This is a genomic window from Nonomuraea sp. NPDC050451 (assembly GCF_044458585.1).
In genome coordinates, this window is sequence record NZ_JBITHZ010000013.1 from 156,675 (window position 1) to 179,705 (window position 23,031).

Genomic DNA, 23,031 nt, shown 5'->3' on the forward strand with positions numbered 1-23,031 from the left:
TGATGCGGCAAGATGAAGAGCATGGCGGACTTCTCTAGGCCCGGGTCGCTCTACGGAGCGATTGACCTGGGCGCGCGCAAGCAGGCTCTCGAGGCGCAGGCCCGGCGGGAGGCGGCGGGTCCCCAGGCGGCCGCGTCGGCCTCGATCGTCGATGTGACCGAGGAGACCTTCACGACCGAGGTCATCGACCGCTCGATGACCATGCCCGTGGTCCTCGACCTGTGGTCGCCGCGGGCGCCGGGCAGCGCCCAGCTCAGCCCGGTGCTGGAGAAGGTCGTCGGCGATCTCGGCGGCCGGGCCGTGCTGGCCAAGGTCAACGTCGACACCAGCCCGCAGATCGCCCAGGCGCTGCGCGTGCAGGCCGTGCCGACCGTGCTGGCCATCTTCCAGGGGCAGGCCGTCACCGGCTTCCAGCAGGTGCTGCCCGAGCAGGAGGTGCGCCGCTGGCTCGACGAGCTGATGGGCGCGGTCGAGCAGTTCTACCAGGCCAACCCCGACGCCCGGCCTCCGGCGGCGGCCGGCGAGGAGGAGGCGCCCGCGGGGCCGCCCGCCGACCCCGACCTGGTGGCCGCCGAGCAGGCCATCGACAGCGGTGACCTCGACTCGGCCGCGGCGGCGTACGAGCGGCTGCTGGCCCGCGCGCCGGGCAACGAGGACGCCAAGATGGGCCTGGCCGGCGTCAGCCTCATCAAGCGCACCGAGAGCGCCGACCCCGCCGACGTCCAGCGGCGCCTGCAGGATCCGGCCGACATCGAGGCGCAGCTGCTGGCCGCTGACCTGGAGATGCTGTCCGGCTCGGTCGACGAGGCCTTCGACCGCGTCATCGCCGTGGTCAAGCGCACCTCGGGCGACGAGCGCGACAAGGCCAGACGTCACCTGCTCGGCTTGTTCGACGCGTTGCCGGCCGACGACCCATCTTTGGCGAAAGCCCGTAGAGCTTTGGCGAGCGCACTGTTCTAACCTGGTTGTATGCGGGTCGTTACCATATCCGCGACATACGGCACGGCCGGTAGCCAGATCGGCCCGGCCGTCGCGGAGCGCCTCGGCGTGCCCTTCGTCGACCGCGCCATCCCCAGCGCGGTCGCCCAGGAGCTGGGCTGCACGCTGGAAGAGGCGCTCGCCCACGACGACCGGGCCGAGCACGGCCTCGGGCGGCTGCTCTCGGGGGCGATGCGGCTGCCGACCGTCACGTTCGGCGGCGTCGACATGTACGTGCCCGGCGCGATGCCGCACGCGCCGGAGGAGTTCGTCCGCCGTACCGAACGCATGCTCAAGGACATGGCCCGCGATCGGGGCGGGGTGTTCCTCGGCCGGGCGGGGGCCGTGGTGCTGGCCGACCACCCGGGCGCGCTCCACGTCAGGCTCGACGCCCCGCTCCAGCGCAGGATCCGGCAGACGGCCACGCTGGCGGGGATGAGCGAGCGCGAGGCCCGCCGGATCATCGAGGACAACGACCGCGCGAGGATGGCCTACGTACGGCACTTCTATCGGGCGGATCCGACGGACTCCTGTCAATATCATCTGGTCGTCGACAGCACCACGATCCCAGTTCCCACCTGCGTCGAGGTCATTGTCACAGCTGCCGAGGCACTGGATTGACCTGGCGCCCCCTATCATGGGGGAATTCTTGGTCAGTCCCGAAGGAGCGATTGACGTGGCGACCGTCCCGAGTGTGTCGTACTCCATCACCGTGCGTCTCGAGGTGCCGGCCGGCGGCAAGGCCGTCAGCCAGCTCACCCACGCCGTAGAGTCGGCCGGGGGCGTCGTAACAGCCCTCGACGTCACCAACGCGGGCCACGAGAAGCTCCGCATCGACGTGACCTGCGCGGCCAGGGACACCGACCACGCCCAGGCCATCGTCGACCAGCTCGAGGCGGTCGAGGGCGTCGTCATCCACAAGGTGTCCGACCGCACGTTCCTCATGCATCTCGGCGGCAAGATCGAGATGAAGTCCAAGGTGCCGCTGCGCAACCGCGACGAGCTGTCCATGGCCTACACCCCTGGTGTGGCGCGCGTGTCGATGGCCATCGCGCGCAACAAGGAGGACGCCCGGCGCCTGACCATCAAGCGCAACACCGTGGCCGTCGTCACCGACGGCTCGGCCGTGCTGGGTCTGGGCAACATCGGCCCCGAGGCGGCGCTGCCGGTCATGGAGGGCAAGGCGGCGCTGTTCAAACGGTTCGCGGGCATCGACGCCTGGCCGATCTGCCTCGACACGCAGGACGTCGACGAGATCGTCCGCACGGTGCAGGTGATCGCGCCCGGGTTCGGCGGGATCAACCTGGAGGACATCGGCGCGCCGCGCTGCTTCGAGGTGGAGCGGCGGCTGCGCGAGCTGCTCGACATCCCCGTCTTCCACGACGACCAGCACGGCACGGCGATCTGCGTGCTCGCGGCGCTCACCAACGCGCTGCGGGTCGTCGACAAGGACATCGAGTCCGTCAAGATCACCATGGCGGGCGCGGGAGCGGCCGGCAACGCGGTGCTGCGCCTGCTGCTGGCCGCCGGGGCCCGCAACGTGATCGTCTGCGACTACCTGGGCGCCGTCCACCGCGGGCGCGACGACCTCGACGAGTCGCTGCAGTGGATCGCCGACCACACCAACGCCGAGGGCTACGCGGGCGACCTGCGGGGGGCGGTCAAGGACGCCGACGTCTTCGTGGGCGTCTCGGCGCCGGGCATCCTGACGGGCGACGACATCGCGACGATGGCCAAGGACGCGGTGGTGTTCGCGCTGGCCAACCCGGAGCCCGAGGTGTCGCCGGACGACGCGCGCGAGCACGCGGCCGTGGTGGCCACGGGGCGCTCCGACTACCCCAACCAGATCAACAACGTGCTGGCCTTCCCGGGCGTCTTCCGGGGGCTGCTGGACGCGCAGGCCAACGGAGTGACGCAGGAGATGCTGCTGGCCGCGGCCGGCGCGCTCGCCGCCGTGGTCACGCCGGAGGAGCTGGGGCCCAACTACATCGTCCCCAGCGTCTTCCACCCCGACGTGGCGGGGGCTGTGGCGGCGGCGGTGCGCGAATCAGCCGGCGGGCGCGCCCGAGGCTTCACCGAAGCGTAATCCGCATCATTTTTTACGGCGGAGCACGGGTGGCGCCAACCGCCGCCCGTGGTTGAGGGCCTCCAGGGAGACGCCCGTGACCCGCACGTGGCCGGCCGCCGTTACGGCGATCCTTTGACCGGCTCCGTGGCACCCACCCGTCCCGCCGTCCACGTTGCGCCGGACTCCACCGCGCGGCTGCTCGCCGTACCGGCGCTCGGGCGTGGGTGGTTGCTGGGCGTCGTGGGGTGAGTGGCTCCTCTGGGGGAGGTCGCGCTCGCCCGCCGTCCGCGTGCGCCGGGTTCCGCCGCGCGGTCGCTCGCCGTACCGGCGCTCGTGGGGTTGCTCGCTGTGCAGGCGCCCGGGGGTGGGTGTCAGGCGGGTTGGGTGGTTATGGCTGGGATGAGGTGGTAGCTCTCCTGGAAGACGAGGTTGTGGGCGTCGCCGGCGGCGATGGCGCGCAGCGTGTCGAGCTGGGACTCGGCGTCCGCAGGGTCGAAGACGTTCAGCGGCCAGTCGCCCACCGTGTTGCCCCGCAGGTGCGGGTGGTGGAAGTCGCAGCCGTAGTGGGCGACGATCGCGATCGGCTGGTTGTGGGTGGCGCGCTGTTCCGGCCACGTCAGCGACCACATCGCGTTGAGCCCGCCCTCGCGAGACCGGGTGACCCCGCTGGCCACCACCTCGCCGGTGCCCAGCAGCAGGTCGGCGTTGAGCTCGTCGAGGGCTCTGCGGGCCACAGGGTCGAGCAGCTCGGCCGCCGTGGCGAAAACGTGTTCTTTGTCCTCCCGCGTGACGGCCCCTCCGTGGTCGCCGTCACGCAGGTCGCGGAAGTGCCTGAGCAGGGCTTCGTTCATCGGAGTGCACATGACTACCCCCTGCCCAGATCCGGGTCAGGTGAGCAGGGCGGAGATGCGATCACGCACGTCAGGCGTGTCGAGCCCGCGCACCGTGAGCGTCGTGCGGCGGCGTACGACGTCGTCCACCGTGGCCGCCCACTCGCGGTCGCGCGCGTAGACCGCCTGGGCCCAGATGTCGGGGCCGTCCGGGTGGATGCGCTCGCCGAGGGCGGGGTCCTCGCGGATGAGCCGGGCCAGGTCGAACGCGATCGACCCGTAGTGCGTGGCCAGGTGCCTGGCCACCAGGGGGTCCATGCGCGCGCCCGGGTCGCGGTCGGTCCACAGCCGCAGGGCCACCGCGTCGGGGCTGGCCAGGCCCGGCAGGGGTACGGCGGGCAGGATGTCGGCCAGGTCGTCGCCCAGGGGCCGGCCGGGCAGGTGGGCGAGCGTGTCGAGGACGTGCCTGCCGATGTGGCGGTAGGTGGTCCACTTGCCGCCCGCCACCGAGAGCATGCCGCCCGCTCCCCGGGTCACCACGGTCTCCCGCTTGGCGGCCGTCACCTGCCCGGGGCCGCCGGGCAGGACGCGCAGCCCGGCGAAGGCGTAGGTGATGTCCTCGCGCCTGAGCTGGGCGTCGCGTACGGAGTGACCGGCCTCGTCGAGGATCTGCGCGATGTCGGCCTCGGTGGCGCGCACCCCGCCCGGATCGCCCTCGTACGCCTCGTCCGTGGTGCCGAGCAGCAGGTGGTCCTCCCACGGGATGGCGAACGACACCCGGTACTTGTCGATCGGCGTGGTAAGCGCCGCCTTCCAGGGTTCGTGGCGGCGCAGCACCAGGTGGGCGCCCTTGGACAGCCGGATGCTCGGCGCGGCGTCCGGGTCCTCCATGCGCCGCAGGTGGTCCACCCAGGGCCCGGTGGCGTTCAGGACGAGCCGGGCGGAGACCCCGAATTCGGCCCCGTCGAGCCGGTCGCGCAGGTCGGCTCCCGTGACCGTGCCGCCCGTCTTGCGCAGCCCGACGACCTCGGCGTGGTTGAGCACGACGGCGCCCGCGTCCACGGCGGCCCGTACGGTCATGACCGCGACGCGGCTGTCGTTCATCTGGTGGTCGCCGTAGACGGCGGCGGCCCGCAGCCCCTCGGTACGCAGGGCGGGCACCTTGGCCAGCGCCTGGTGGGGCGTGATCACCTTGCCCATGCCGTCGCCGAACACCGACAGCGCCGAATACAGGAACACCCCCGCGCCCAGCTTGGCCGCCCCGTGCGGCCCGCCCTTGTAGATCGGCACCAGGAACGTCAGCGGCTTGACCAGGTGCGGCGCGATGTCGGCGGCCAGGGCGCGGCGCTCGCGGTGGTTCTCGGCGACCAGCCTGACGTTGCCGGTCTGCAGGTAACGCAGACCTCCGTGGACCAGCTTGGAGGAGGCGCTGGAGGTCGCGCCGGCGAAGTCGCCCGCGTCGACCATCGCCACCCGCAGCCCGGCCTGCGCGGCCATCCAGGTCACGGAGGTGCCGAGGATGCCGCCGCCGATCACGAGCAGGTCGTAGGCGGTGCGCGAGAGCTCCTCACGGGTCTCCGCGCGGTCGGCGGCGGTCGTCGTCGTCATTGCCATGCTCCCTAGTTATTGACCTACTGCTCGACCAGCTACTGCTCGACCCAGTCGAGGGTCCGGGCCACGGCCTTCTTCCAGTTGCGGTATTCGTGCTCGCGCGCCGCCTCGTCGATGGCCGGGCGCCACTCGGCGGCCTTGTGCCAGTTGGCGCGCAGGCTGTCGACGTCGGGCCAGTAGCCGGTCGCCAGCCCGGCGGCGTAGGCGGCGCCCAGGGCGGTCGTCTCGGCCACCATGGGCCGGATCACCGGCACCGCGAGCACGTCGGCGAGGGTCTGCATGAGCAGGTTGTTCGCGGTCATGCCGCCGTCGGCGCGCAGCGTGGTCAGGTCGAGCCCCGAGTCGGCGTTCATCGCGTCGACCACCTCGCGGGTCTGCCACGCCGTGGCCTCCAGCACAGCCCGCGCGATGTGCCCCTTGGTGACGAACCCGGTCAGCCCCGCGATCACCCCGCGCGCGTCCGAGCGCCAGTGCGGCGCGAACAGCCCGGAGAAGGCCGGTACGAAGTAGCAGCCGCCGTTGTCGTCGACCGTCCTGGCCAGCGTCTCGATCTCGGCCGCGCTGGAGATCAGGCCCAGGTTGTCACGCAGCCACTGCACCAGCGACCCGGTGACCGCGATCGCGCCCTCCAGCGCGTAGGTGGCCGGGCCCTCGCCGATCTGGTAGCCGACCGTGGTCAGCAGGCCGTGCTTGGAGACGACGGGCTCGTGGCCGGTGTTCATCAGCAGGAAGCTGCCGGAGCCGTAGGTGCTCTTGGTCTCGCCGGGCGCGAAGCACGTCTGGCCGAACAGCGCCGCCTGCTGGTCGCCGAGGGCCGAGGCGACGGGGATGCCCGCCGCGGTGCGGCCGTAGACCTCGGCGGACGGGCGGATCTCCGGCAGCATCGCGCGGGGCACGCCCAGCGCGTCGAGCAGCTCGTCGTCCCAGGCCAGCGTGTGGATGTTCATCAGCATCGTACGGCTGGCGTTGGTCACGTCGGTGACGTGGCGGCCGGTGAGGTTCCACAGCAGCCAGCTGTCCATCGTCCCGAACAGCACCTCGCCGCGCTCGGCCCGCTCCCGCAGCCCGTAGGCGTCCAGCAGCCAGCGGATCTTCGGCCCGGAGAAGTACGTCGTCAGCGGCAGCCCCGCCTTCTCCTTGAACAGTCCCTCGTGCTCGGCCAGCGCGCGGGTCAGCTGGTCCGTGCGGGTGTCCTGCCAGACGATCGCGGGGCACACGGGCCGGCCGGTCGCCCGCTCCCAGAGCACGGTGGTCTCGCGCTGGTTGGTGATGCCCAGCGCGGCGATCTGGCCGTCCTCGATGTCGGCGCCGCTGACGGCCTCGGCAAGCACGCCCTGCACGGCCTGCCAGATCTCGGCCGCGTCGTGCTCGACCCAGCCGGGCTTGGGGAAGATCTGGCGGTGCTCGCGCTGGGCGACGGAGATGATGTTGCCGGCCTGGTCGAAGACGATGCAGCGGCTGGAGGTGGTGCCCTGGTCGATGGCTGCGACGTATTGAGGTCGAGGCACGGGGTTCCTCGCTTGGTTCTGGTTCGGCAATGCCGAACGAATGCTATTTCGTGGCCTTAGGGATGTTCAAGTGAGCGGGTGATAGCGCGGGCGGCGTCCCGTACGTACGAGACGAACTCCATGTGCAGGGCGCCGTCGGGGGCCAGTCGCTCGACGGCGCCGCGGATGCCGATGGCGCCCACCACCAGGCCGCGCGGGTCCTTGATGGGCGCGGCGATGGCCACCTCGCCCTCGGTGAGCTCCTCCGTCTCGGCGGCCCAGCCGCGCGTCCTGACCAGGTCGAGCTCCTTCTCCAGCGCCGGGGGGTCGACGATCGTGTTCTTCGTGTACGGCTGGAGCGGCGGCGCGGGCGGCTCGCCGTACGGGTCGTGGGCGAGCAGGACCTTGCCGAGCGCACTGGCGTGGGTCGGCAGGTAGGTGCCCACCTGGAGGGTCTGCATGCTGTCGTCGGGCCGGAACACGTGGTGGATCACCAGCACGTGGCCCTCGTGGAGGGTGCCGATCCAGGCGCTCTCCCTGCTGCGCCCCGCGAGGGCGTCGGCCCAGTTGATGGCGCGGGTGCGCAGCTCGTTGACGTCGAGATAGCTGCTGCCCAGGTGGAGCAGCGTGGCGCCGAGCCGGTATTTCCCGCTCACCGGGTCCTGCTCGACGAACCCGACGTGGACCAGCGTGCGCAGGATGCCGTGCAGCGTGCCCTTGGGCAGGCCCAGCGCCCTGGCCAGCTCGGCCACCCCGAGCTGGCGCGGCCCCGAGGCGAGCAGCCTCAGGATCGCGGCCGCCCGCTCGACCGACTGAATCGTCTCTCCCACAGCCCGCAGACTAGCGCAGTTTCGTTCGGTATTGCCGAACGGCTTAAGGGATGGAACCGATCTTCGCATGGCCGCGTCCAGGAGGTGGGGGAAATGCGCCGTCAATCCTTAATGGGATGACAGTTCCGTTAAAATGGAACGTTGCGACAAGGAGACTAGATGGACCAACCTTCCCGTTCGGCGGGAACCGTGCGGCCCGGGGGCCGCACGGCGCGGGTGCGCGCGGCCGTCATGGAGGCCACGCAGGACGAGCTGGTCGAGCACGGCTTCCATGGCCTGACCATGGACCAGGTGGCGGCCAGGGCGGGCGTCGGCAAGACCACGGTTTACCGGCGCTGGGGGAGCAGGGCGGGCCTGGTCACCGATCTCATGACCGAGCTGGCCAACCAGTCCACGCCCCATTCCGACACGGGTGGCGTCGAGGCCGACCTGCGGGCCAACGCGCTGTCCGTCCTGGCGGCGATCAACGACGGGCGGCTCGGTGCCACGTTCCAGGCGGTGATCGCCGCCGCCACCAGCGACGAGCAGGCCGCCGGCGCGCTGCGCGCCTTCTACCTGCGCAGGATCGCGGAGTGGGCCAACGTCGTGGACCTGGCCGTCAGGCGGGGCGAGCTGCCCGCGGGCACCGACGGCGCGGAGGTGATCCGCGCGATCTCCGCTCCGCTCTACTACCGGCTGGTGGTCACCAGGGAGCCGGTGAACGAGAAGGACGCGGAGCGGTCCGTGGCGCGCACGCTGGCCGCCGCCAGGGCCGGCGCGTTCGTCGTGGAAGAGCCTTAGCTCACGGGGTCGAACGCGGCCAGATGGAGCCGTACCACCACAGGATGCCGCCCACCACGATCAGGCCGCCCGCCGTCGCCAGCTTGCCCATGAGGTCGGCGGGCGGGCCGGTGAAGGGCAGGTTGTCCAGGTGGTGCCCCCAGGGGCAGTCGTTCTTGACGCGGGTGGAGTCGACGAGCGTGTTCCGCTGCGGGTCGCCCAGCGAGTACGCCTCGACGTCCGCGGTGCTGCCCTTGGCCACCGGCACCTGCCTGACGATCGACTTGTGGGCCGCGATGGACCCGTTCGCCACGCTGACCCCGTCGGCCTGGACGTCGAAGCGTACGGGCTGCTGGGTCAGGTTGTGCAGGGTGACATGCGCGCGCCCCGAGCGGCAGTGCACGTCGTCCACCCTCATCGTGAACGGGTCGCCGCGATCCTCATGCCAGGGCCACGCCTCGGCGCTCTGGGGGAAAAGCAGGACCGCGCACACCGGGAGTGCGGCCAGCACGAGACGTGTCCTGATATGCATGAGCTCCCCCCAACGAGTGATCTTTGCTACAGAAGGTGCCCAAGTGCGCACGAAAAGTAACATCGGCGCACTGGGGGAGCGCGAGCTTCGCGAACCCTTCATGATGGAGGTATGGCGGAAGCGATCTACGTCGGCGGTTTGTTGGTGGCGACGCCGCTTCTCGACGACCCCAACTTCCGGCGTAGCGTCGTGCTGATCCTCGAACACGACCACGACGGCGGCACCTTGGGAGTGGTGCTCAACAGGCCGAGCGACATCTCCGTCACGCAGGTGCTGCCCGTGTGGGATCCGCTGGTGACCGGGCCCTCCGTGCTCTTCGAGGGCGGGCCCGTACAGACGGACAGCGCGCTCGCGCTGGCGGCGGTCCCCAGCGGCGAGGAGCCGCTCGGCTGGCGCAGGCTGCATGCGGGCACCCCGGCCGTCTCGAGGCTCGGGACGGTGGATCTGGACGCGCCGCCGGAGATCCTGCAGGGGGAGATCGCGCAGATGCGCATCTTCGCGGGGTACGCGGGCTGGTCGTCCGGCCAGCTGGAGAGCGAGATCGCCGAAGGCGCCTGGTACGTGGTCGACTCGGAGGCCGGCGACACCTTCCACGCGGATCCGCGCGCGCTCTGGCGGCACGTGCTGCGGCGGCAGCCCGGCGAGCTGGCCTTCGTGGCGACCTGCCCGGACGACCCGACGATGAACTAGCTAGCGGTCCCAGCCGGGCCGCAGCGAGCGCTCGGCCAGCTCGATGGTCTCCGCCATCCGCTGCGTGATCTCCGGCAGACCGCTGTCGCGGCGCGGGCACTCGAAGCCGACGCGCAGGGTGCAGGCGGCGAACGCCACGATCAGGGGCGTGAGCAGGTCCTCGTCGGGGTCCACGCCCCTGCGTGCGGCGATCACCTCGATGAGGCGGCGCTCGGTCGCCGCGCCCCTGGCCACCGACATGCCCACCAGCCTCGGGTGGTCCTCCATGAGCCGCCGCAGCTTCAGGAACCTCGCCCTGTCCTCGGGCGTTGATCCCTCCAGGTCGCCCACGACCGCGCGCATGGCGTGCATGAGCGAGGTGAAGGGCGACTCGTCCTCCGGGCGGGACGCCAGCGTCTCGAGCATGATCTCCTCGCCGTGGTCGTGATGCCACAGCGCCAGGTGATCCTTGCTGGTGAAGTAGCGGAAGAACGTGCGCGGGGAGATCTCGACCGCCCCCGCGATCTGCTCGACCGTGGTCGACTCGTATCCTTGTTCGAGGAACAGGTCGAGCGCGACGTCGAGGATCGCCAGGCGTGTCTTCTCCTTCTTGCGTTCCCGTAGACCCACAGCGGTCACTCCCTCGAAACCTTTCTGTCACAGTGTGCCATAAGTCATACGACGACGAATAAAAGTCGTTTGTCATTAGTCAGCGGCTGCCATAGATTACCTGAGGCTTACGAGATCTATGCCCCGGTGTGGGGCTGTTTTGTACTTAGGGGGACCTCATGGCTCAGGCGAAGGCGGTGGACGCGCCGTCGTCGCACGGCCCGGTGAAATCGGGGGCCGGCGGCAATCCCTGGCTCGTGCTGCTGGCGGTCAGCTTGGGCGTCATCATGGTCATGCTGGACGGCACGGTCGTCGGCATCGCCAACCCGTCCATCCAGGCCGACCTCAAGGCTTCGCTGTCGGATCTGCAGTGGGTGACCAGCGGCTACCTGCTGGCGCTGGCGGTGTTCCTGATCACCGCCGGCAAGCTCGGCGACCTGTTCGGGCACAAGCGCGTCTTCCTGATCGGCGTGGCGGGGTTCGCCATCTCCTCGGTGGGCATCGGGCTCAGCGCCGAGCTGGCCGACATCATTCCCGGCCTCTCCCCGGTGGGCGCGCTGATCGCCCTGCGGGTGCTGCAGGGCCTGTTCGGCGCGCTGCTCCAGCCGGCCGCCTTGGCGCTGCTGCGTGGAGCGTTCCCGGGCGAGAAGCTCAACCAGGCCATGGGCGCCTGGGGTGCGATCATCGGCCTGTCCAGCGCCGCCGGCCCGATCGTGGGCGGCCTGCTGGTCGAGAACGCGAGCTGGGAGACGGTCTTCTTCATCAACGCCCCCGTCGGCCTGGCCGCCCTCGTCCTCGGCACCATCCTGATCAAGGACAACCGTGCGCAGACGCTGGCGCGGATCGACTGGCTCGGCGTGCTGCTGCTGTCCGGCGCGATGTTCTCGCTCGTCTGGACGATCATCAAGGCCCCCGAGTGGGGCTGGGGCGACAGCACGACGCTGACCTTCGCGGCCCTGTTCGCGGTGCTGATCGGCGCGTTCGTCCTCTGGCAGAGCAGGGCCAGGCAGCCGCTGGTGCCGCTGTCGCTGTTCAAGAACGCCTCGATCTCCATCGGCACCGTGCTGATGATGATGGTCGCGTTCGCCATGTTCGGCGCGATGTTCTTCCTCGGCTTCTTCTTCCAGGGCGTGCACGGCCTGTCCCCGCTGGAGGCCGGTCTGCGCATGCTGCCGATGAGCGCCGGCATGATCGTCGCCTCGCCGCTGGCGGGCATGGCGATCGGCAGGCTCGGGGCGAAGATCACGATGGCGGCGGGTCTGCTGATCACCGCGCTCTCGATGTTCCTCATGTCCCAGCTCAGCATCGACGCGTCGTTCATCGAGAGCGGCATCCCGTTCCTGCTGCTGGCCTTCGGCATGTCGCCGGTGTTCGTGGGCGCCACGGAGATCATCGTGGGCAACGCCCCGGTCAACCTGACCGGCGTCGCCGGTGGCGTGCAGCAGTCGGCCATGCAGGTCGGCGGCGCGCTCGGCACCGCGATCCTGGGCGCCGTGATGGCCGGCGAGATCTCCGACAAGCTGCCCGGCTACCTCGGCCCGGCGGCCCAGGCCATCCCGCCCGCCCAGATGACGGGGCTGGAGAAGGCCGCCGCGTTCGGCGCCGTCCCGCCCGGCGTGCCGCAGCAGATCGGCGACGCCGTGCACAACGCGTTCATGGACGGCATGCACCTGGCCTTCCTGGTCAGCACCGGCATCGCGGTGCTGACCGCCGTACTGACGCTGTTCGTCAAGGCCGGCAGGAAGACCGAGAGCGCGCCCGTCCACATGGGCTGAGCCTGGTTCCACGTACGGTCCCCGCCACGCGGCGGGGGCCGTATCGCTATATGAGGGACCTGGTCGCGGTCGGGCATAAACTCTGTGGGGTGAGCACCACGAAGATCCTCCCAGAGCAGGAGACCACGCCCCGGACGTCGCACGGCGACGGCGATCACGAGCGGTTCGCCCACTACGCGGACAAGCACAAGATCACCGAGAGCATGGTCACGGGCACGCCCATCCGGGCCCTGTGCGGCAAGGTCTGGGTGCCCAGCCGCGACCCGAAGAAATATCCGGTCTGCCCGGAGTGCAAGGAGATCTACGACGGCCTGCCCCCGGGCGGCGGCGACGGCGGCGACAACAAGCAGTGAGTGTTGCTGACCGGTAATCTCCCCAGGTCAAGCTACGGTCGGTAGCCATAGAGGCTCTGATCGTAGTGGTGGGGGTTTTGCATGGTCCGGCGCGTGACCGCCGTCTCGTTGGCATGTCTGCTCGCGGTCGGGTTCACGCCGCCGCCGCGTACCGAGGCGGCGCAGGCGTCGCGGTGCGCGGGCCACGTCCCCCGTAGGAACGGGCCGCGCTCGCCCAAGCCGGAAGACGTGTCCAAGGTCCTGGTCGAGCTGGGCAAGCGGCTCGCCGGCGTCACGACGCCCACCCAGGTCACCGTGCCCACGCGGGTGCACGTCATCACGCGCGGTGAACGCAAGGTCACCGACGAGGACGTCAAGGCCCAGATCGACGCGCTCAACTCCGCGTACGGCGGCACCTACGGCGGCGTCGACACCGGCGTGCGCTTCCGCCTCGACGGCATCTCGGTCACCGACAACGCCTTGTGGTTCAACGACCCCGTCGGCAACGAGCGGCTGATGAAGGTGGCGCTGCACCAGGGCGGCGCCGACACGCTCAACCTCTACATCGCCCAGCTCAGCGAGCAGATGCTGGGCTTCGCCAGCTACCCGTACTGGTATCACGAGGCGCCCAGGCTGGACGGCGTCGTGATCGACTGGCGCAGCCTGCCCGGCGGCGCGATGAGCAACTACAACCGCGGCTTCACCGGCGTGCACGAGATCGGGCACTGGCTCGGCCTCTTCCATACGTTCGAGAACGGCTGCGAGCTGCCCGGCGACGGCATCGCCGACACTCCGATGGAGGCCCGGCCGACCGAGGCCTGCCCGGCGGACAAGGACAGCTGCGCGCAGCACCCCGGCATCGACCCGGCGCACAACTTCATGGACTACGCGCACGACAAGTGCATGTCGGAGTTCACCGCCGGGCAGGCGGAGCGCATGCACCAGATGTGGGCGGTGTACCGAAACACCACCCCATCGGCCTAGATTTCCGGCAAATTACGATGTGTAGGTGACAGGTCCAAAGGCACTCGACACTCCCTACGAATCCACCCGCATCCTCAGCCCCGAATACCGCATCGCGACGGTCGGCATCGTGCTGACGATCACCTTGGTCGCCTTCGAGGGCATGTCGGTCGGGGTCGTCATGCCGGCGGTGGCCCACGAGCTGAACGCCCTCGACCTGTACGGGATCAGCTTCTCGGCCTTCCTCATCGCCAGCCTCTTCGCGAACGTGGTGGCGGGCCTCTGGTCGGACCGCCGCGGCTACCAGCTGCCGTTCCTGTCGGGGGTGGTGCTGTTCGTGGCGGGGATGGCGCTGGCCGGGGCGGCGCACTCGGCGGAGCTGTTCCTCGTGGCGCGGGCCGTGCAGGGGCTGGGCGCGGGCGCCTCGATCGTGGCGCTGCTCGTGATGATCGCGCGGGTCTATCCGGAGGCCCTGCGGCCCAAGGTCTTCGCGGCCGTCTCCGCGGCCTGGGTGGTGCCCGCCATGGTGGGGCCGGCCGTGGCCGGGTTCGTGGCCGTGCAGTGGGGCTGGCGGTACGTCTTCTACGGGATCATCCCGCTGGTCGTGCCCGCGCTGGTGATGCTCGTGCCCGCGCTGCGCATGCCGTCCTCGTCCCATGAGCCGTCGAGCGGCCCGCGCTCCAGGCCGGTCGCGATGACGCTGGCCGCCACCGCCACGGCGGGCGGGGCCGGGGCGCTGCTGCAGGGCGTGGACCTTCTGCACAAAAGCCCCGTGGCCGGGGCCCTGGAGGCCGTCGCGGGCCTGGCGTTCCTGATCTACGGGCTGTACCGGCTGCTGCCTCCCAGGGCGCTGCGGTTCGCGCGCGGGCTGCCCACGACCGTGCTGATGCGGGGCTTCTTCTCGGCCGCCTTCTTCGGGGTGAACTCCTTCATCCCGCTGGCGCTGCAGGAGGTGAAGTCCTTCGACCTCAAGCTCGCGGGGATCGCGCTGACGACCGGGGCGCTGGGGTGGTCCGCGGGGTCGTTCCTGCAGAGCAGGCGGCAGGGGGAGGCGTACAAGCGGATCCGGCTGGGGGCGGGGTGCGTCACCGTCTCGATCCTGATCTGCATGCTCTGCGTCGTTCCCGGGGTGACCGGGTGGATCGCGGTGCCCGCGTGGATCGTGGCCGGATTCGGGATGGGCTTCGGCATGACCACGGTCAGCGTCACCGCGCTGCGGCAGTCCCCGGTCAACGAGCAGGGGGCGAACTCCGCCGCCCTCTCGGTCACGGACATGCTCGGCTCCGCCCTGGCGATCGGGGTCGCGGGCGCGCTGGTCAACCTGATCGGGCACGCCCCGGACGAGATCGCCACCGGGTTCGTCGTGATCTCGCTCCTCATGGCCGCCATCGCCCTCGGCGCGACCCTGCTCGCGGGACGCACCCGCTGAATTCCGCCCCTCCTGTCACACCGATCACGGTTCTCCTGACCCTCGTCGCGCGGAGTGATAGGACAGCGGTCAGGGAGGTGCCATGGAGGATGACGCCGATAGTGACCGCCGGGTCTGGCCGCCTCAGCCCGCTCCCAGACACCGCCGTCCTCCTCCGCGGTACGCGTGGGGCGCGCCCCACGAGGAGGAGCCGCGGCGGGGGCGTGCGGGCCCTCTGGAGGCCGTGCCGGACCCCGACCCGGAGCCGGTACGGCGGCATGCCCGTTCCAGCGCCCCGGAGCCGGTCCGCGGCGAGCCCGACCCCCTGGCCTTCGAGCCCGAGGAGCCGTGGAACCCGCAGATCCGCAGAACCGCCGCCTACGGCCTGGACCGCGACTTCGAGCCCTGGGACTCCCTTCCCCCGTCCGCGCGCCTCTACGGCTCTCCCGCGGACCCCGGGCGGCGCACGGGCGCGTCCGGGAGGGCGCTGTGGCGGTGGGCGGTCGTGTCGGTGGCCCTGCTGGCGGGCGTGGGCCTGGTGGCGGGGGCGACCGTCGTGGTGTTGCGGATCACGGCGCCGTCGGCGGAGACCGGGCAGCTGAGCGACTCCCTGGCCAAGGTGTCGGTGACGCTGCCGCAGGGATGGAGCCAGGAAGCGATGCCGCCCGTGACGGGCTTCACCTCCGTGGCCAGGGACGGCGGCGGCGGGCTCGTCATGGCCAGGCCGGTCCCCGGGGCCGTGGCGGACGCCAAGAAGGCCACGGCGGAGGCGGCGGAGCTCTACTCCAGGCTGCTGCTCAAAGGAGACCGGGTGACCGTCGTCGAGGACAAGGAGCTCCCCGGCGGCCACACCCGGGCGCTGCGGGCGGAATATCAGGATGTGGCCAACCGGCCGGCGTTCCTGAGAGTGACGCTTCTCACTCGCGCGGGCTCCGCCGTCATGCTCCTCGGGCTGCTCCAACCCGAGGAAACCGCACGCAGACAGGCCCTCGACACGGTCATGACGAAGATCAAGTACGGATGAGAAACCTGCTAAATGGACTGCCGCTACGGGCCTTGACCCGGCACGACGGTGGGGCGGCAGGCTGATGAGCAGGTTTCTTGTCCGTGGGGCTTATCACGTGAGGAAGAGCTTGGCCAGAATCCTCGGCTCACGGCACGTCTTGTCGGTCGGCCCGATTACTATCGGGTCACTGTGAGAGAGCGAAGCACACGAACCCCAGAGGTGATGCGGTGAGCACCTTCGCCGCGTCCCACCTTTCGCCTTCCTATCCCGACCGAGCCGCATGGGGCACCGCCCCCAAGCTCCGTGCGTGGCAGCAGGAGGCGTTCGACCTCTACTTCAGGCGCGAGCCGCGTGACTTCCTCACCGTGGCGACCCCGGGCGCGGGGAAGACGACCTACGCCCTGCGCATCGCCAGCGAGCTGCTCGCCAACGGCGTGATCAGGGCGATCACGATCGTCACGCCCACCGAGCACCTCAAGCGGCAGTGGGCCGACGCCGCCGCGCGGGTCGGCATCGGCATCGACCCCGAGTTCAAGAACAGCCAGGGCACGACCTCGCGCGACTACACCGGGGTGGCGGTGACGTACGCGCAGGTCGCCATGCACCCCGCGCTGCACCGGGCGCGCACGGAGGCGCGCAAGACGCTGGTGATCTTCGACGAGATCCACCACGCGGGCGACGCCAAGTCGTGGGGCGACGGCGTGAGCGAGGCGTTCGAGCCCGCCACGCGCCGCCTCCAGCTCACCGGCACGCCGTTCAGGTCCGACGACAACCCGATCCCGTTCGTCGCCTACGAGGAGGACGGCGAGGGCCTCAAGCGCAGCGTCGCCGACTACTCCTACGGCTACGGCCCCGCGCTCGACGACGGCGTCGTGCGCCCGGTCATCTTCCTGGCCTACTCCGGCGAGATGAAGTGGCGCACGCGGGCGGGCGACGAGATCGCCGCGACGCTCGGCACGCCGCTCACCAAGGACCAGCTCTCGCAGGCGTGGCGGGCCGCGCTCGACCCGAAGGGCGACTGGATCCGCCAGGTCATGCAGGCCGCCGACCGGCGGCTCACCGAGGTGCGCAGGGGCGTGCCCGACGCGGGCGGCCTGGTCATCGCCACCGACCACGAGACGGCCCGGGCCTACGCCCGCCACCTGCGCAACATCACCGGCGAGGGCGCCACCGTGGTCCTCTCCGACGACCCGGGCGCGTCGAAGAAGATCAAGCAGTTCACGGCCTCGCCGGACCGCTGGCTGGTGGCCGTCCGCATGGTGTCGGAGGGTGTCGACATCCCCCGCCTGTGCGTGGGCGTCTACGCCACCTCCACCTCGACCCCGCTCTTCTTCGCCCAGGCCGTGGGCCGCTTCGTGCGTGCCCGCAAGCGCGGCGAGACCGCCTCGGTCTTCCTCCCCTCGGTGCCCACGCTCATGGGGCTGGCCAACGAGATGGAGGTCGAGCGCGACCACGTGCTCAACAAGCGGCCTCCCGAGGACGGGCTCGACGACAGCCTCCTCGAGCAGGCCAACCGCCAGAAGGACAATCCCGACGTCCTGGGCGACGAGCTCCCGTTCGAGACGATGGAGACGTCGGCCACGTTCGACCGGGTGCTGTTCGACGGCGGCGAGTTCGGCACGGGCGCGGCGGTCGGCTCGGCGGAGGAGGAGGACTTCCTCGGCCTGCCGGGGCTGCTGGAGCCCGACCAGGTGGCGACGCTGCTGCGCAAGCGGCAGTCCGACCAGCAGGCGGCCAGGCGCAAGCAGGCGGAGGAGCAGCCGCGCGAGACGCTGGCGCCGCACGAGCAGATCGCCGAGCTGCGGCGCGAGCTCAACGGCCTGGTGGGCGCGTGGAACCACCGCACGGGCCAGCCGCACGGGGTCATCCACTCGGAGCTGCGCCGCTCATGCGGCGGGCCGCCGATCGCGCAGGCGACGTCGGAGCAGATCCAGGAGCGGATCGACACCATCCGCCGCTGGGCCACCCAGCGCCGCTAGCCGGCTCGCGCTCAACCGAGCTTTCTGACGAGGATGCGGCACAGCTCGGGCCGGAGCTCGAGCCCGCCGTTCGGGTGGTAGACGACGTCGGTGGTGGCCACCTCGCCGTGCGGCCACTCGGCGTAGCCGCGGCGCTGGTACAACCTCAGGGCGTCGGGGTTGTCCAGGCCGACGCCGAGGGCGACCTGGTCGTGACCGTCGGCCAGGAGCCGCTCCTCGGCGGCCCAGAGCAGCGCGGTGCCGATGCCCCGGTTACGCATCCAGGGCACGACCTCCAGGTGCGTGAGCAGCGCCACGCCCGGTAAGTGGGTACGCAGTTCCGGCTCCTCCGCGGGCCCCAGCCACACGTAGACGTCGCCGACCGCCACCCCGCTCTCCCAGGCGACGAGCAGGACCCCGTGACCGGAGTCCTGCCTGGCCAGCCGGTCGGTGAAGTAGCCCTCCTGCCCGAGCGAGTCGACCATGGCAGGGAGGTCCGGATGGACGGCCTGGCGGATGTCACGTGGCCCCACGGACGACAGATTCCCGGTTCGCCCGCTTATGAATCAAATGAGGTCCACTGACGCAATTGTTGTGCACCAGGTCTGACCAGCCATTTCATGGCATCGGCCACGCTCGGCCCGAGTTGCGGGATCTTGGCGAAGTGGGCGGCCCACTCGTCGCGGTCGGCCGCCCACGCCTCCAGGTACTTGACGCAGAACTGCGGCGTGATGCGGTTGAGGCGGCCCAGCGCGGCCAGCAGCGACTCCTCCATGGCCCGGCGGCTCGTCGTCGCGCCCGGCGGGAGCTCTCTGACGCGGCGCAGCACGTCCTTGACGAAGTCACCGCGCCTGGCGAGGGCGCCCACCCAGTACGCGGGGTCGGCGGCGGCCTGCCAGCCCGCGCCCTCGTCTCCGTCGAGCAGCCAGTAGACGCCCTCGGCCAGCACGTCGCCGAGCTCCTGGTCCCGGGCGCGGACGGGGCGGTCGAAAGGGTCGTACGCGCGCTGCTTGACCATTCCCGTGACCGCGAGCGGGCGCACCGATTTCTCGCCCAGCAGGTAGAACCAGTCCTCGTTGTAGATGTTCGGGAAGAACGAGGGGCCGCGGGTCGTCTCGACGGCCAGGGCGCCGCCGCCCACGAACGACTCCTGATGCCCGCCGGTCTGCCGGTGGGCGTGGCACACCACCGAGTTGTCCGGGTAGCCGCCGATGTGCATGCCCACGGCGTCGTAGGAGTCGAGCAGGGCGGCCGCGTGCGCGACCTCCTCGTGCCCACCGACCTCGATGTCGTCGTCCAGGAAGACGATGCGCCGCCAGCCCATCAGACGCGCCAGGAGCAGGCCCGTGTTGCGCTTGGCGCTGAGGTCGGTCGCGCGGGCGAACGGCGTGCCCTTCAGCAGGGCCGTCGTCGCGAAGTCGGGCAGGTTGAGCCGGGCCGGGTTGTCGATGTCGACGGAGATGAACCGCAGGCCGGTCGGCATCAGGAGGTTGGCCAGGCCCGGCTTGCTCCACTTGCTGTGCAGGGTCACGAGGGGGCAGTCCAGGGCGATCGCCAGTCGGATCGCGTGGCTCAGCCAGCGCGGATGCCTGATGGTCGGCACGACGATGGCGTCGACGCGGCCGGACTTCGCGACTCGCGGGTGGACCTCGATCAGGGCCCGGTGGGAGCCGTGGTGATGCTCCGATCCGAGCTCAGTCACCACGAGAGGGCTCCGACCACTCATGCAGCCGGAACGTGTCCAGGTTCCAATCAGGTGTGACGACCACGCGGTCCCTGATCCTGACGCGCGTGAGAATGCTGTAGGCCGCGGCGGCGCCGAAACGGTCCCGCAGATAGACGGCGTTGCGGTCGCGGAATCGCTCGTCGGTCAGGGCCCGCACCGCACCGTAGACGCCTCTGCCGTACATCCCATTGCAAATGGTCAACGTGCGCTCGACATTGTCGGGATTGACGCCGCGGTAGAAGAACCCGACGTCCTCAAGGAGTTGCAGATTATCGCCGGATCCGGCGGTGACGGTGTAGTGCCTGCGCGTGTCGCCTCCCTCGATGACCTCGAAATACGGTCCCTTTTCCCCCTCCCAGTCGGGCACCTGCCGCACGGGGAGTTCGGCCTGCGCGAGCACCGCCCCGGTCACCGCGTTGTAGTCGACGCCGCCCAGGAGCACCACGTGCGTCGTCAGGTCGTCGGAACGCAGATCCTCGGTGGAGACCAGTTTCACCGGGCTGCGCGGATTCGCGGCTCGGAGATGGCCCCACAATTCGAAGAGGGAGTCGAGGTCCGAATACTTGTACAGCTCGATGTAGTCGGGGCTCGACGGGTCCGCGTACGGGATCTTGGTCCGGTCCTCCTCCGGCACCTGCGAGCAGATGACCGTGATCGGCTCCCCGTCGCGGAAGTGCCAGGGACCGGTCTGGAGCGCGTCGCGCGCCGCCGCCGGCTCGGCGCTCTCGCCCGAGGCCTGGGACCTCAGCGCGGCCTGGCGCAGCCGGTTCAGCTCGGTGAGCAGGTGGCGGTGGTCCTCGAGCTCGCTCGGTGTCAGGTCGGACACGGGGAGCACGTGTGCCCTGCCGTTGGAGATCGATCGCTTGGTCGCGAAGAACGCGGCGTACTTCTCCAGCCGGTGTAAGGGCGGGATCTTGCTCGTATGAGCCGACTCCCATGACGAGATCAGCGCGACGCTGACCTGGAACGCGTCGCGCAGCTGTGCCTGGGTGACGCGCAGGTCAGGCCAGTGGCTCTCGCGCAGCTCGCGCAATCGGCGCGCCAGCGCGGAATTGACGCCGCTCATGCCAGCCCCATTGGTGGTGAACTTCAGTAATCTCTAGTGAACATCAACCCGGCGGCGAAATCGATGAAGAATCCGCAGCTAAGGCCTAACAGAACAGCCAACCTGCGCCAATCGGTGAGCACAAGAGCCATCAGTCTAACCATTCAGCTGTCACCGCTGTGTACGAATAGGGCGGTTCAGTCGGGGTAAACCTCTAATTGGGGAAGGTTCACTGAAGTTAGCTGAATATGGGTGGAGGTGGTTCGTGGCGAGGGTCCGATGAGCCACACCCGGTACGAGCGGCATCCCCACGCAGAAAGACAGCGGACACCCCCGCGACGAGCCCAATCATCGGCGGAGGTGCCCGCGAGCGAGGTTTCTGTCAGAGCGCGTATCCGCACCAGGGAAAACCTTCATGACCACACTAGCCCTCCACCTCTCGGTGGCAATACCAACATCAACCGATACCAGAGCCGTGACCCTCTTCCTCCTGGCGACCTTGATCACACTGGCAGCGGCGGCCATCCGCTGGATGGTGAAGCGAACCAACGTCGTCATGGTGATCAGTGGCACGGGCGTCCTGGTGATCGTCCTGTCCGTGCTGCTCGCCGCCTATGTGATCACCTTCGGGACAGTCTGAGGGAGCCGTCGCGCGCGGCGCTCCGCCCCCCGGCGCTGCGCGCGTGCCGGTCGCCTGTGACGATGGGTGACTCTGTGCGTTTGGCCACAGAGCGGTGCCCATCTGTTAGAAACTCGACAGAAGAGGCAACAACCACTCTTGGCTTGTCTCGGATACGCAGAAGGACTTTGCCCATGTCGTCTGAGGTCACCAGAAAGCCGACGCTGACCGTGACTTCCGGCCTCTCGCGAAACGCCGTCATCCTCAAGCTCGAGGGCGAACTCGACGTCAACGCCCTGCGGGTGCTGCGCGAGCATCTCGAGCCCGTCTGGGCGCTTCCCCCCAAGCCCTTCCTGATCCTGGACCTGGGCGAGCTCTCGTTCTGCGACTCCATGGGGATGAACGAGCTCGTAGGCGTCATGCAGCGGTGCGAGTCGAGAGGGACCCGGCTGCTGCTCGGAGGGGTTCAGGGGGTCATGGCCAGAGTGCTGTCGATCACCGGGCTGCGGCACGCGTTCGAGGTCTTCGCCCGGTTCGACGACGCGCTGCGGCTCGCCGTGGCCAAGCCCTGACTACGTCTGGGGGATGCGCCGCCCGGTGCGGCCATCGGTCAGGACGTAATCCGGCTTCTCCCGCAGGGGAAGCCTCAGCGCGGCCCTGCCGCCTTCGACGTGCACGGGCAGCGTGAACACGCGCTGGTGGTGCGTGGTGAGCGCGGCCATGTGCCTGCCGACGTTGGGCCCCTCGTACAGCCACAGGCGCAGCTTGCGTCCCTCGGCCCGGACCACGACCTCGGCCGCCCCGCACTCCTGCGGCGCCGCCGCCCAGGTCAGCACGATCTCGTGGGCCACCTTCGCCGAACGGGGGACCGGGACGCGCTCCTGGCAGGAAGGCATGACGTTCGCCACGATCGCCTGAGGGGCGGGCGGCGGCCGTTCTTCGGCGCCCATCGCGATCGTCCCGCCTTCCAGCAGCGCCAGCGTCACGATCGCGGCCAACCGCTCGCCGGTGCTGCCCCGGACCAGCAGCCACAGGCAGAGCGGGCCGAGGACGAGCCAGGCCACGCCCAGGGAGATGGCCAGCATGTATCTACCTCCCGCGAAAAGGAGTTTGTGACTCTCCGTATTACTACGGCTCCGGAGGGGGTTCGTCCTCTTGAATATCACATGAACGCAGCGTTGCCTATCGCATACGCTTCGCGATCAAGGGTGCTGCTGATCAGCCCAGGACGGGCGCTCCCCGGAGGGTGGCGCCCGCGTCCTTCAGCTCCGCCAGCGCCACCTCCGTGGTCGTCGGGGCGACGCCGGCCGTCAGGTCCAGCAGCACCCGCACCGCCAGCCCGTGCTTGACCGCGTCGAGCGCCGTCGCGCGCACGCAGTGGTCCGTGGCGATCCCGACCACGTCCACCTCGTGCACCCCGCGCTCCCCGAGCCACTCGGCCAGCGGGACCCCGTCGCTCGAAAGGCCCTCGAAACCGCTGTACGCGGCGGCGTAGGCGCCCTTGCTGAACACCTCCTCCACCTCCGACACGTCGAACGACGGGTGGAAGTCGGCCCCCGGGGTGCCGGCCACGCAGTGCGCCGGCCACGTGGAGACGTAATCGGGTGATTCGGCGAAGTGGTCGCCGGGCGAGATGTGGTAGTCGCGGGTCGCCACCACGTGGTCATAGCCGTGTTCGGTCACGTGGCGAGTGATCGCCGCCGCCACCTCCGAGCCGCCGGCCACGGGCAGGCTGCCGCCCTCGCAGAAGTCGTTCTGCACATCGACGATGATCAATGCGGTCCCCATATTCAGCACTCTAATAACAGGGCCCGCCTTTCACCTCG

25 protein-coding genes are annotated in these 23,031 nt (G+C 70.0%); 14 read left to right on the forward strand and 11 right to left on the reverse strand.

Annotation, left to right across the window (positions count from 1 at the left end; genetic code table 11):
• The first annotated feature begins 21 nt into the window (after positions 1-21).
• The 4 genes from ACIBI9_RS34235 to ACIBI9_RS34250 are packed head-to-tail and all read left to right on the forward strand — an operon-like array spanning position 22 to position 3,295.
• On the forward strand, positions 22-960 hold the full coding sequence (locus ACIBI9_RS34235) for a tetratricopeptide repeat protein (protein WP_397228180.1): 939 nt from the start codon (positions 22-24) through the stop codon (positions 958-960).
• A gap of 9 nt (positions 961-969) precedes the next feature.
• Positions 970-1,599: an AAA family ATPase gene (locus ACIBI9_RS34240; RefSeq protein WP_397228182.1), complete on the forward strand. Its 630-nt coding sequence runs from the start codon at positions 970-972 to the stop codon at positions 1,597-1,599.
• Positions 1,600-1,654: 55 nt separating this feature from the next.
• Entirely contained in the window at positions 1,655-3,064 is a 1,410-nt protein-coding gene (locus tag ACIBI9_RS34245; protein ID WP_364840052.1) for an NAD-dependent malic enzyme, read from the forward strand.
• 48 nt (positions 3,065-3,112) lie between these two features.
• Positions 3,113-3,295 carry a hypothetical protein gene (locus ACIBI9_RS34250; protein ID WP_397228184.1) on the forward strand — a complete coding sequence of 61 codons (183 nt, stop codon included), beginning with the start codon at positions 3,113-3,115 and terminating at the stop codon, positions 3,293-3,295.
• A 122-nt stretch (positions 3,296-3,417) separates the two neighbouring features.
• Here ACIBI9_RS34250 and ACIBI9_RS34255 read toward each other — a convergent pair whose 3' ends face one another.
• From ACIBI9_RS34255 to ACIBI9_RS34270, 4 genes are read right to left on the reverse strand one after another with little or no spacing between them, the layout of a single operon-like run.
• Entirely contained in the window at positions 3,418-3,897 is a 480-nt protein-coding gene (locus ACIBI9_RS34255) for a hypothetical protein (RefSeq protein WP_397228186.1), read from the reverse strand.
• A 36-nt stretch (positions 3,898-3,933) separates the two neighbouring features.
• Positions 3,934-5,490, reverse strand: coding sequence for a glycerol-3-phosphate dehydrogenase/oxidase (locus tag ACIBI9_RS34260; protein ID WP_397228188.1), 1,557 nt, complete (start codon positions 5,488-5,490; stop codon positions 3,934-3,936).
• A gap of 32 nt (positions 5,491-5,522) precedes the next feature.
• Complete coding sequence (gene glpK, locus ACIBI9_RS34265) at positions 5,523-6,995, reverse strand: glycerol kinase GlpK (protein ID WP_397228190.1); 1,473 nt, start codon at positions 6,993-6,995, stop codon at positions 5,523-5,525.
• Positions 6,996-7,051: 56 nt separating this feature from the next.
• A complete protein-coding gene (locus ACIBI9_RS34270; protein WP_397228192.1) occupies positions 7,052-7,804 on the reverse strand; it encodes an IclR family transcriptional regulator in 753 nt (250 codons plus the stop codon).
• Positions 7,805-7,963: 159 nt separating this feature from the next.
• On the opposite strand from ACIBI9_RS34270, the gene ACIBI9_RS34275 reads away from it, so the two are divergent.
• A complete protein-coding gene (locus tag ACIBI9_RS34275) occupies positions 7,964-8,584 on the forward strand; it encodes a TetR/AcrR family transcriptional regulator (RefSeq protein ID WP_397228194.1) in 621 nt (206 codons plus the stop codon).
• 1 nt (position 8,585) lies between these two features.
• On the opposite strand, the gene ACIBI9_RS34280 is transcribed toward ACIBI9_RS34275, so the two are convergent.
• On the reverse strand, positions 8,586-9,095 hold the full coding sequence (locus ACIBI9_RS34280; RefSeq protein ID WP_397228196.1) for a hypothetical protein: 510 nt from the start codon (positions 9,093-9,095) through the stop codon (positions 8,586-8,588).
• A 111-nt stretch (positions 9,096-9,206) separates the two neighbouring features.
• Here ACIBI9_RS34280 and ACIBI9_RS34285 point away from each other — a divergent pair, with 111 nt between their 5' ends.
• Positions 9,207-9,785: a YqgE/AlgH family protein gene (locus ACIBI9_RS34285; RefSeq protein WP_185071411.1), complete on the forward strand. Its 579-nt coding sequence runs from the start codon at positions 9,207-9,209 to the stop codon at positions 9,783-9,785.
• On the opposite strand, the gene ACIBI9_RS34290 is transcribed toward ACIBI9_RS34285, so the two are convergent.
• Entirely contained in the window at positions 9,786-10,394 is a 609-nt protein-coding gene (locus tag ACIBI9_RS34290; RefSeq protein ID WP_397228198.1) for a TetR family transcriptional regulator, read from the reverse strand.
• A 158-nt stretch (positions 10,395-10,552) separates the two neighbouring features.
• Here ACIBI9_RS34290 and ACIBI9_RS34295 point away from each other — a divergent pair, with 158 nt between their 5' ends.
• The 6 genes from ACIBI9_RS34295 (at position 10,553) to ACIBI9_RS34320 (ending at position 17,836) form a co-directional block, all read left to right on the forward strand.
• A complete protein-coding gene (locus ACIBI9_RS34295) occupies positions 10,553-12,148 on the forward strand; it encodes a DHA2 family efflux MFS transporter permease subunit (protein ID WP_397228200.1) in 1,596 nt (531 codons plus the stop codon).
• An 89-nt stretch (positions 12,149-12,237) separates the two neighbouring features.
• A complete protein-coding gene (locus ACIBI9_RS34300; RefSeq protein ID WP_376775871.1) occupies positions 12,238-12,501 on the forward strand; it encodes a DUF3039 domain-containing protein in 264 nt (87 codons plus the stop codon).
• A 93-nt stretch (positions 12,502-12,594) separates the two neighbouring features.
• Positions 12,595-13,464 (forward strand): zinc metalloprotease, encoded by an 870-nt coding sequence (locus ACIBI9_RS34305; protein ID WP_397228202.1) that lies wholly within the window; start codon positions 12,595-12,597, stop codon positions 13,462-13,464.
• Between the two features lie 25 nt (positions 13,465-13,489).
• The gene (locus tag ACIBI9_RS34310; RefSeq protein ID WP_397228204.1) at positions 13,490-14,872 is read left to right on the forward strand and encodes an MFS transporter; all 1,383 of its coding nucleotides are present in this window, start codon (positions 13,490-13,492) and stop codon (positions 14,870-14,872) included.
• Positions 14,873-14,954: 82 nt separating this feature from the next.
• The gene (locus ACIBI9_RS34315; RefSeq protein ID WP_397228206.1) at positions 14,955-15,875 is read left to right on the forward strand and encodes a hypothetical protein; all 921 of its coding nucleotides are present in this window, start codon (positions 14,955-14,957) and stop codon (positions 15,873-15,875) included.
• A 209-nt stretch (positions 15,876-16,084) separates the two neighbouring features.
• Positions 16,085-17,836: a DEAD/DEAH box helicase gene (locus ACIBI9_RS34320; RefSeq protein ID WP_397228208.1), complete on the forward strand. Its 1,752-nt coding sequence runs from the start codon at positions 16,085-16,087 to the stop codon at positions 17,834-17,836.
• Between the two features lie 11 nt (positions 17,837-17,847).
• On the opposite strand, the gene ACIBI9_RS34325 is transcribed toward ACIBI9_RS34320, so the two are convergent.
• The 3 genes from ACIBI9_RS34325 to ACIBI9_RS34335 are packed head-to-tail and all read right to left on the reverse strand — an operon-like array spanning position 17,848 to position 20,607.
• A complete protein-coding gene (locus ACIBI9_RS34325; RefSeq protein ID WP_397228210.1) occupies positions 17,848-18,348 on the reverse strand; it encodes a GNAT family N-acetyltransferase in 501 nt (166 codons plus the stop codon).
• A 26-nt stretch (positions 18,349-18,374) separates the two neighbouring features.
• On the reverse strand, positions 18,375-19,517 hold the full coding sequence (locus ACIBI9_RS34330; RefSeq protein ID WP_397228212.1) for a hypothetical protein: 1,143 nt from the start codon (positions 19,515-19,517) through the stop codon (positions 18,375-18,377).
• Positions 19,510-20,607 (reverse strand): helix-turn-helix domain-containing protein, encoded by a 1,098-nt coding sequence (locus tag ACIBI9_RS34335; RefSeq protein ID WP_397228214.1) that lies wholly within the window; start codon positions 20,605-20,607, stop codon positions 19,510-19,512. Before ACIBI9_RS34335 ends, ACIBI9_RS34330 begins: the two co-directional genes overlap by 8 nt.
• Before the next feature lie 394 nt (positions 20,608-21,001).
• Between ACIBI9_RS34335 and ACIBI9_RS34340 the strand changes: the two genes are divergently transcribed.
• A complete protein-coding gene (locus ACIBI9_RS34340; RefSeq protein WP_397228216.1) occupies positions 21,002-21,226 on the forward strand; it encodes a hypothetical protein in 225 nt (74 codons plus the stop codon).
• 173 nt (positions 21,227-21,399) lie between these two features.
• Complete coding sequence (locus tag ACIBI9_RS34345) at positions 21,400-21,777, forward strand: STAS domain-containing protein (protein WP_397228218.1); 378 nt, start codon at positions 21,400-21,402, stop codon at positions 21,775-21,777.
• On the opposite strand, the gene ACIBI9_RS34350 is transcribed toward ACIBI9_RS34345, so the two are convergent.
• Both ACIBI9_RS34350 and ACIBI9_RS34355 read right to left on the reverse strand, forming a co-directional pair.
• Positions 21,778-22,290, reverse strand: a complete 513-nt coding sequence (locus tag ACIBI9_RS34350) for a hypothetical protein (RefSeq protein WP_397228220.1) — start codon at positions 22,288-22,290, stop codon at positions 21,778-21,780.
• Between the two features lie 133 nt (positions 22,291-22,423).
• Positions 22,424-22,993 (reverse strand): nicotinamidase, encoded by a 570-nt coding sequence (locus ACIBI9_RS34355; RefSeq protein ID WP_397228222.1) that lies wholly within the window; start codon positions 22,991-22,993, stop codon positions 22,424-22,426.
• Between the last annotated feature and the right edge of the window lie 38 nt (positions 22,994-23,031).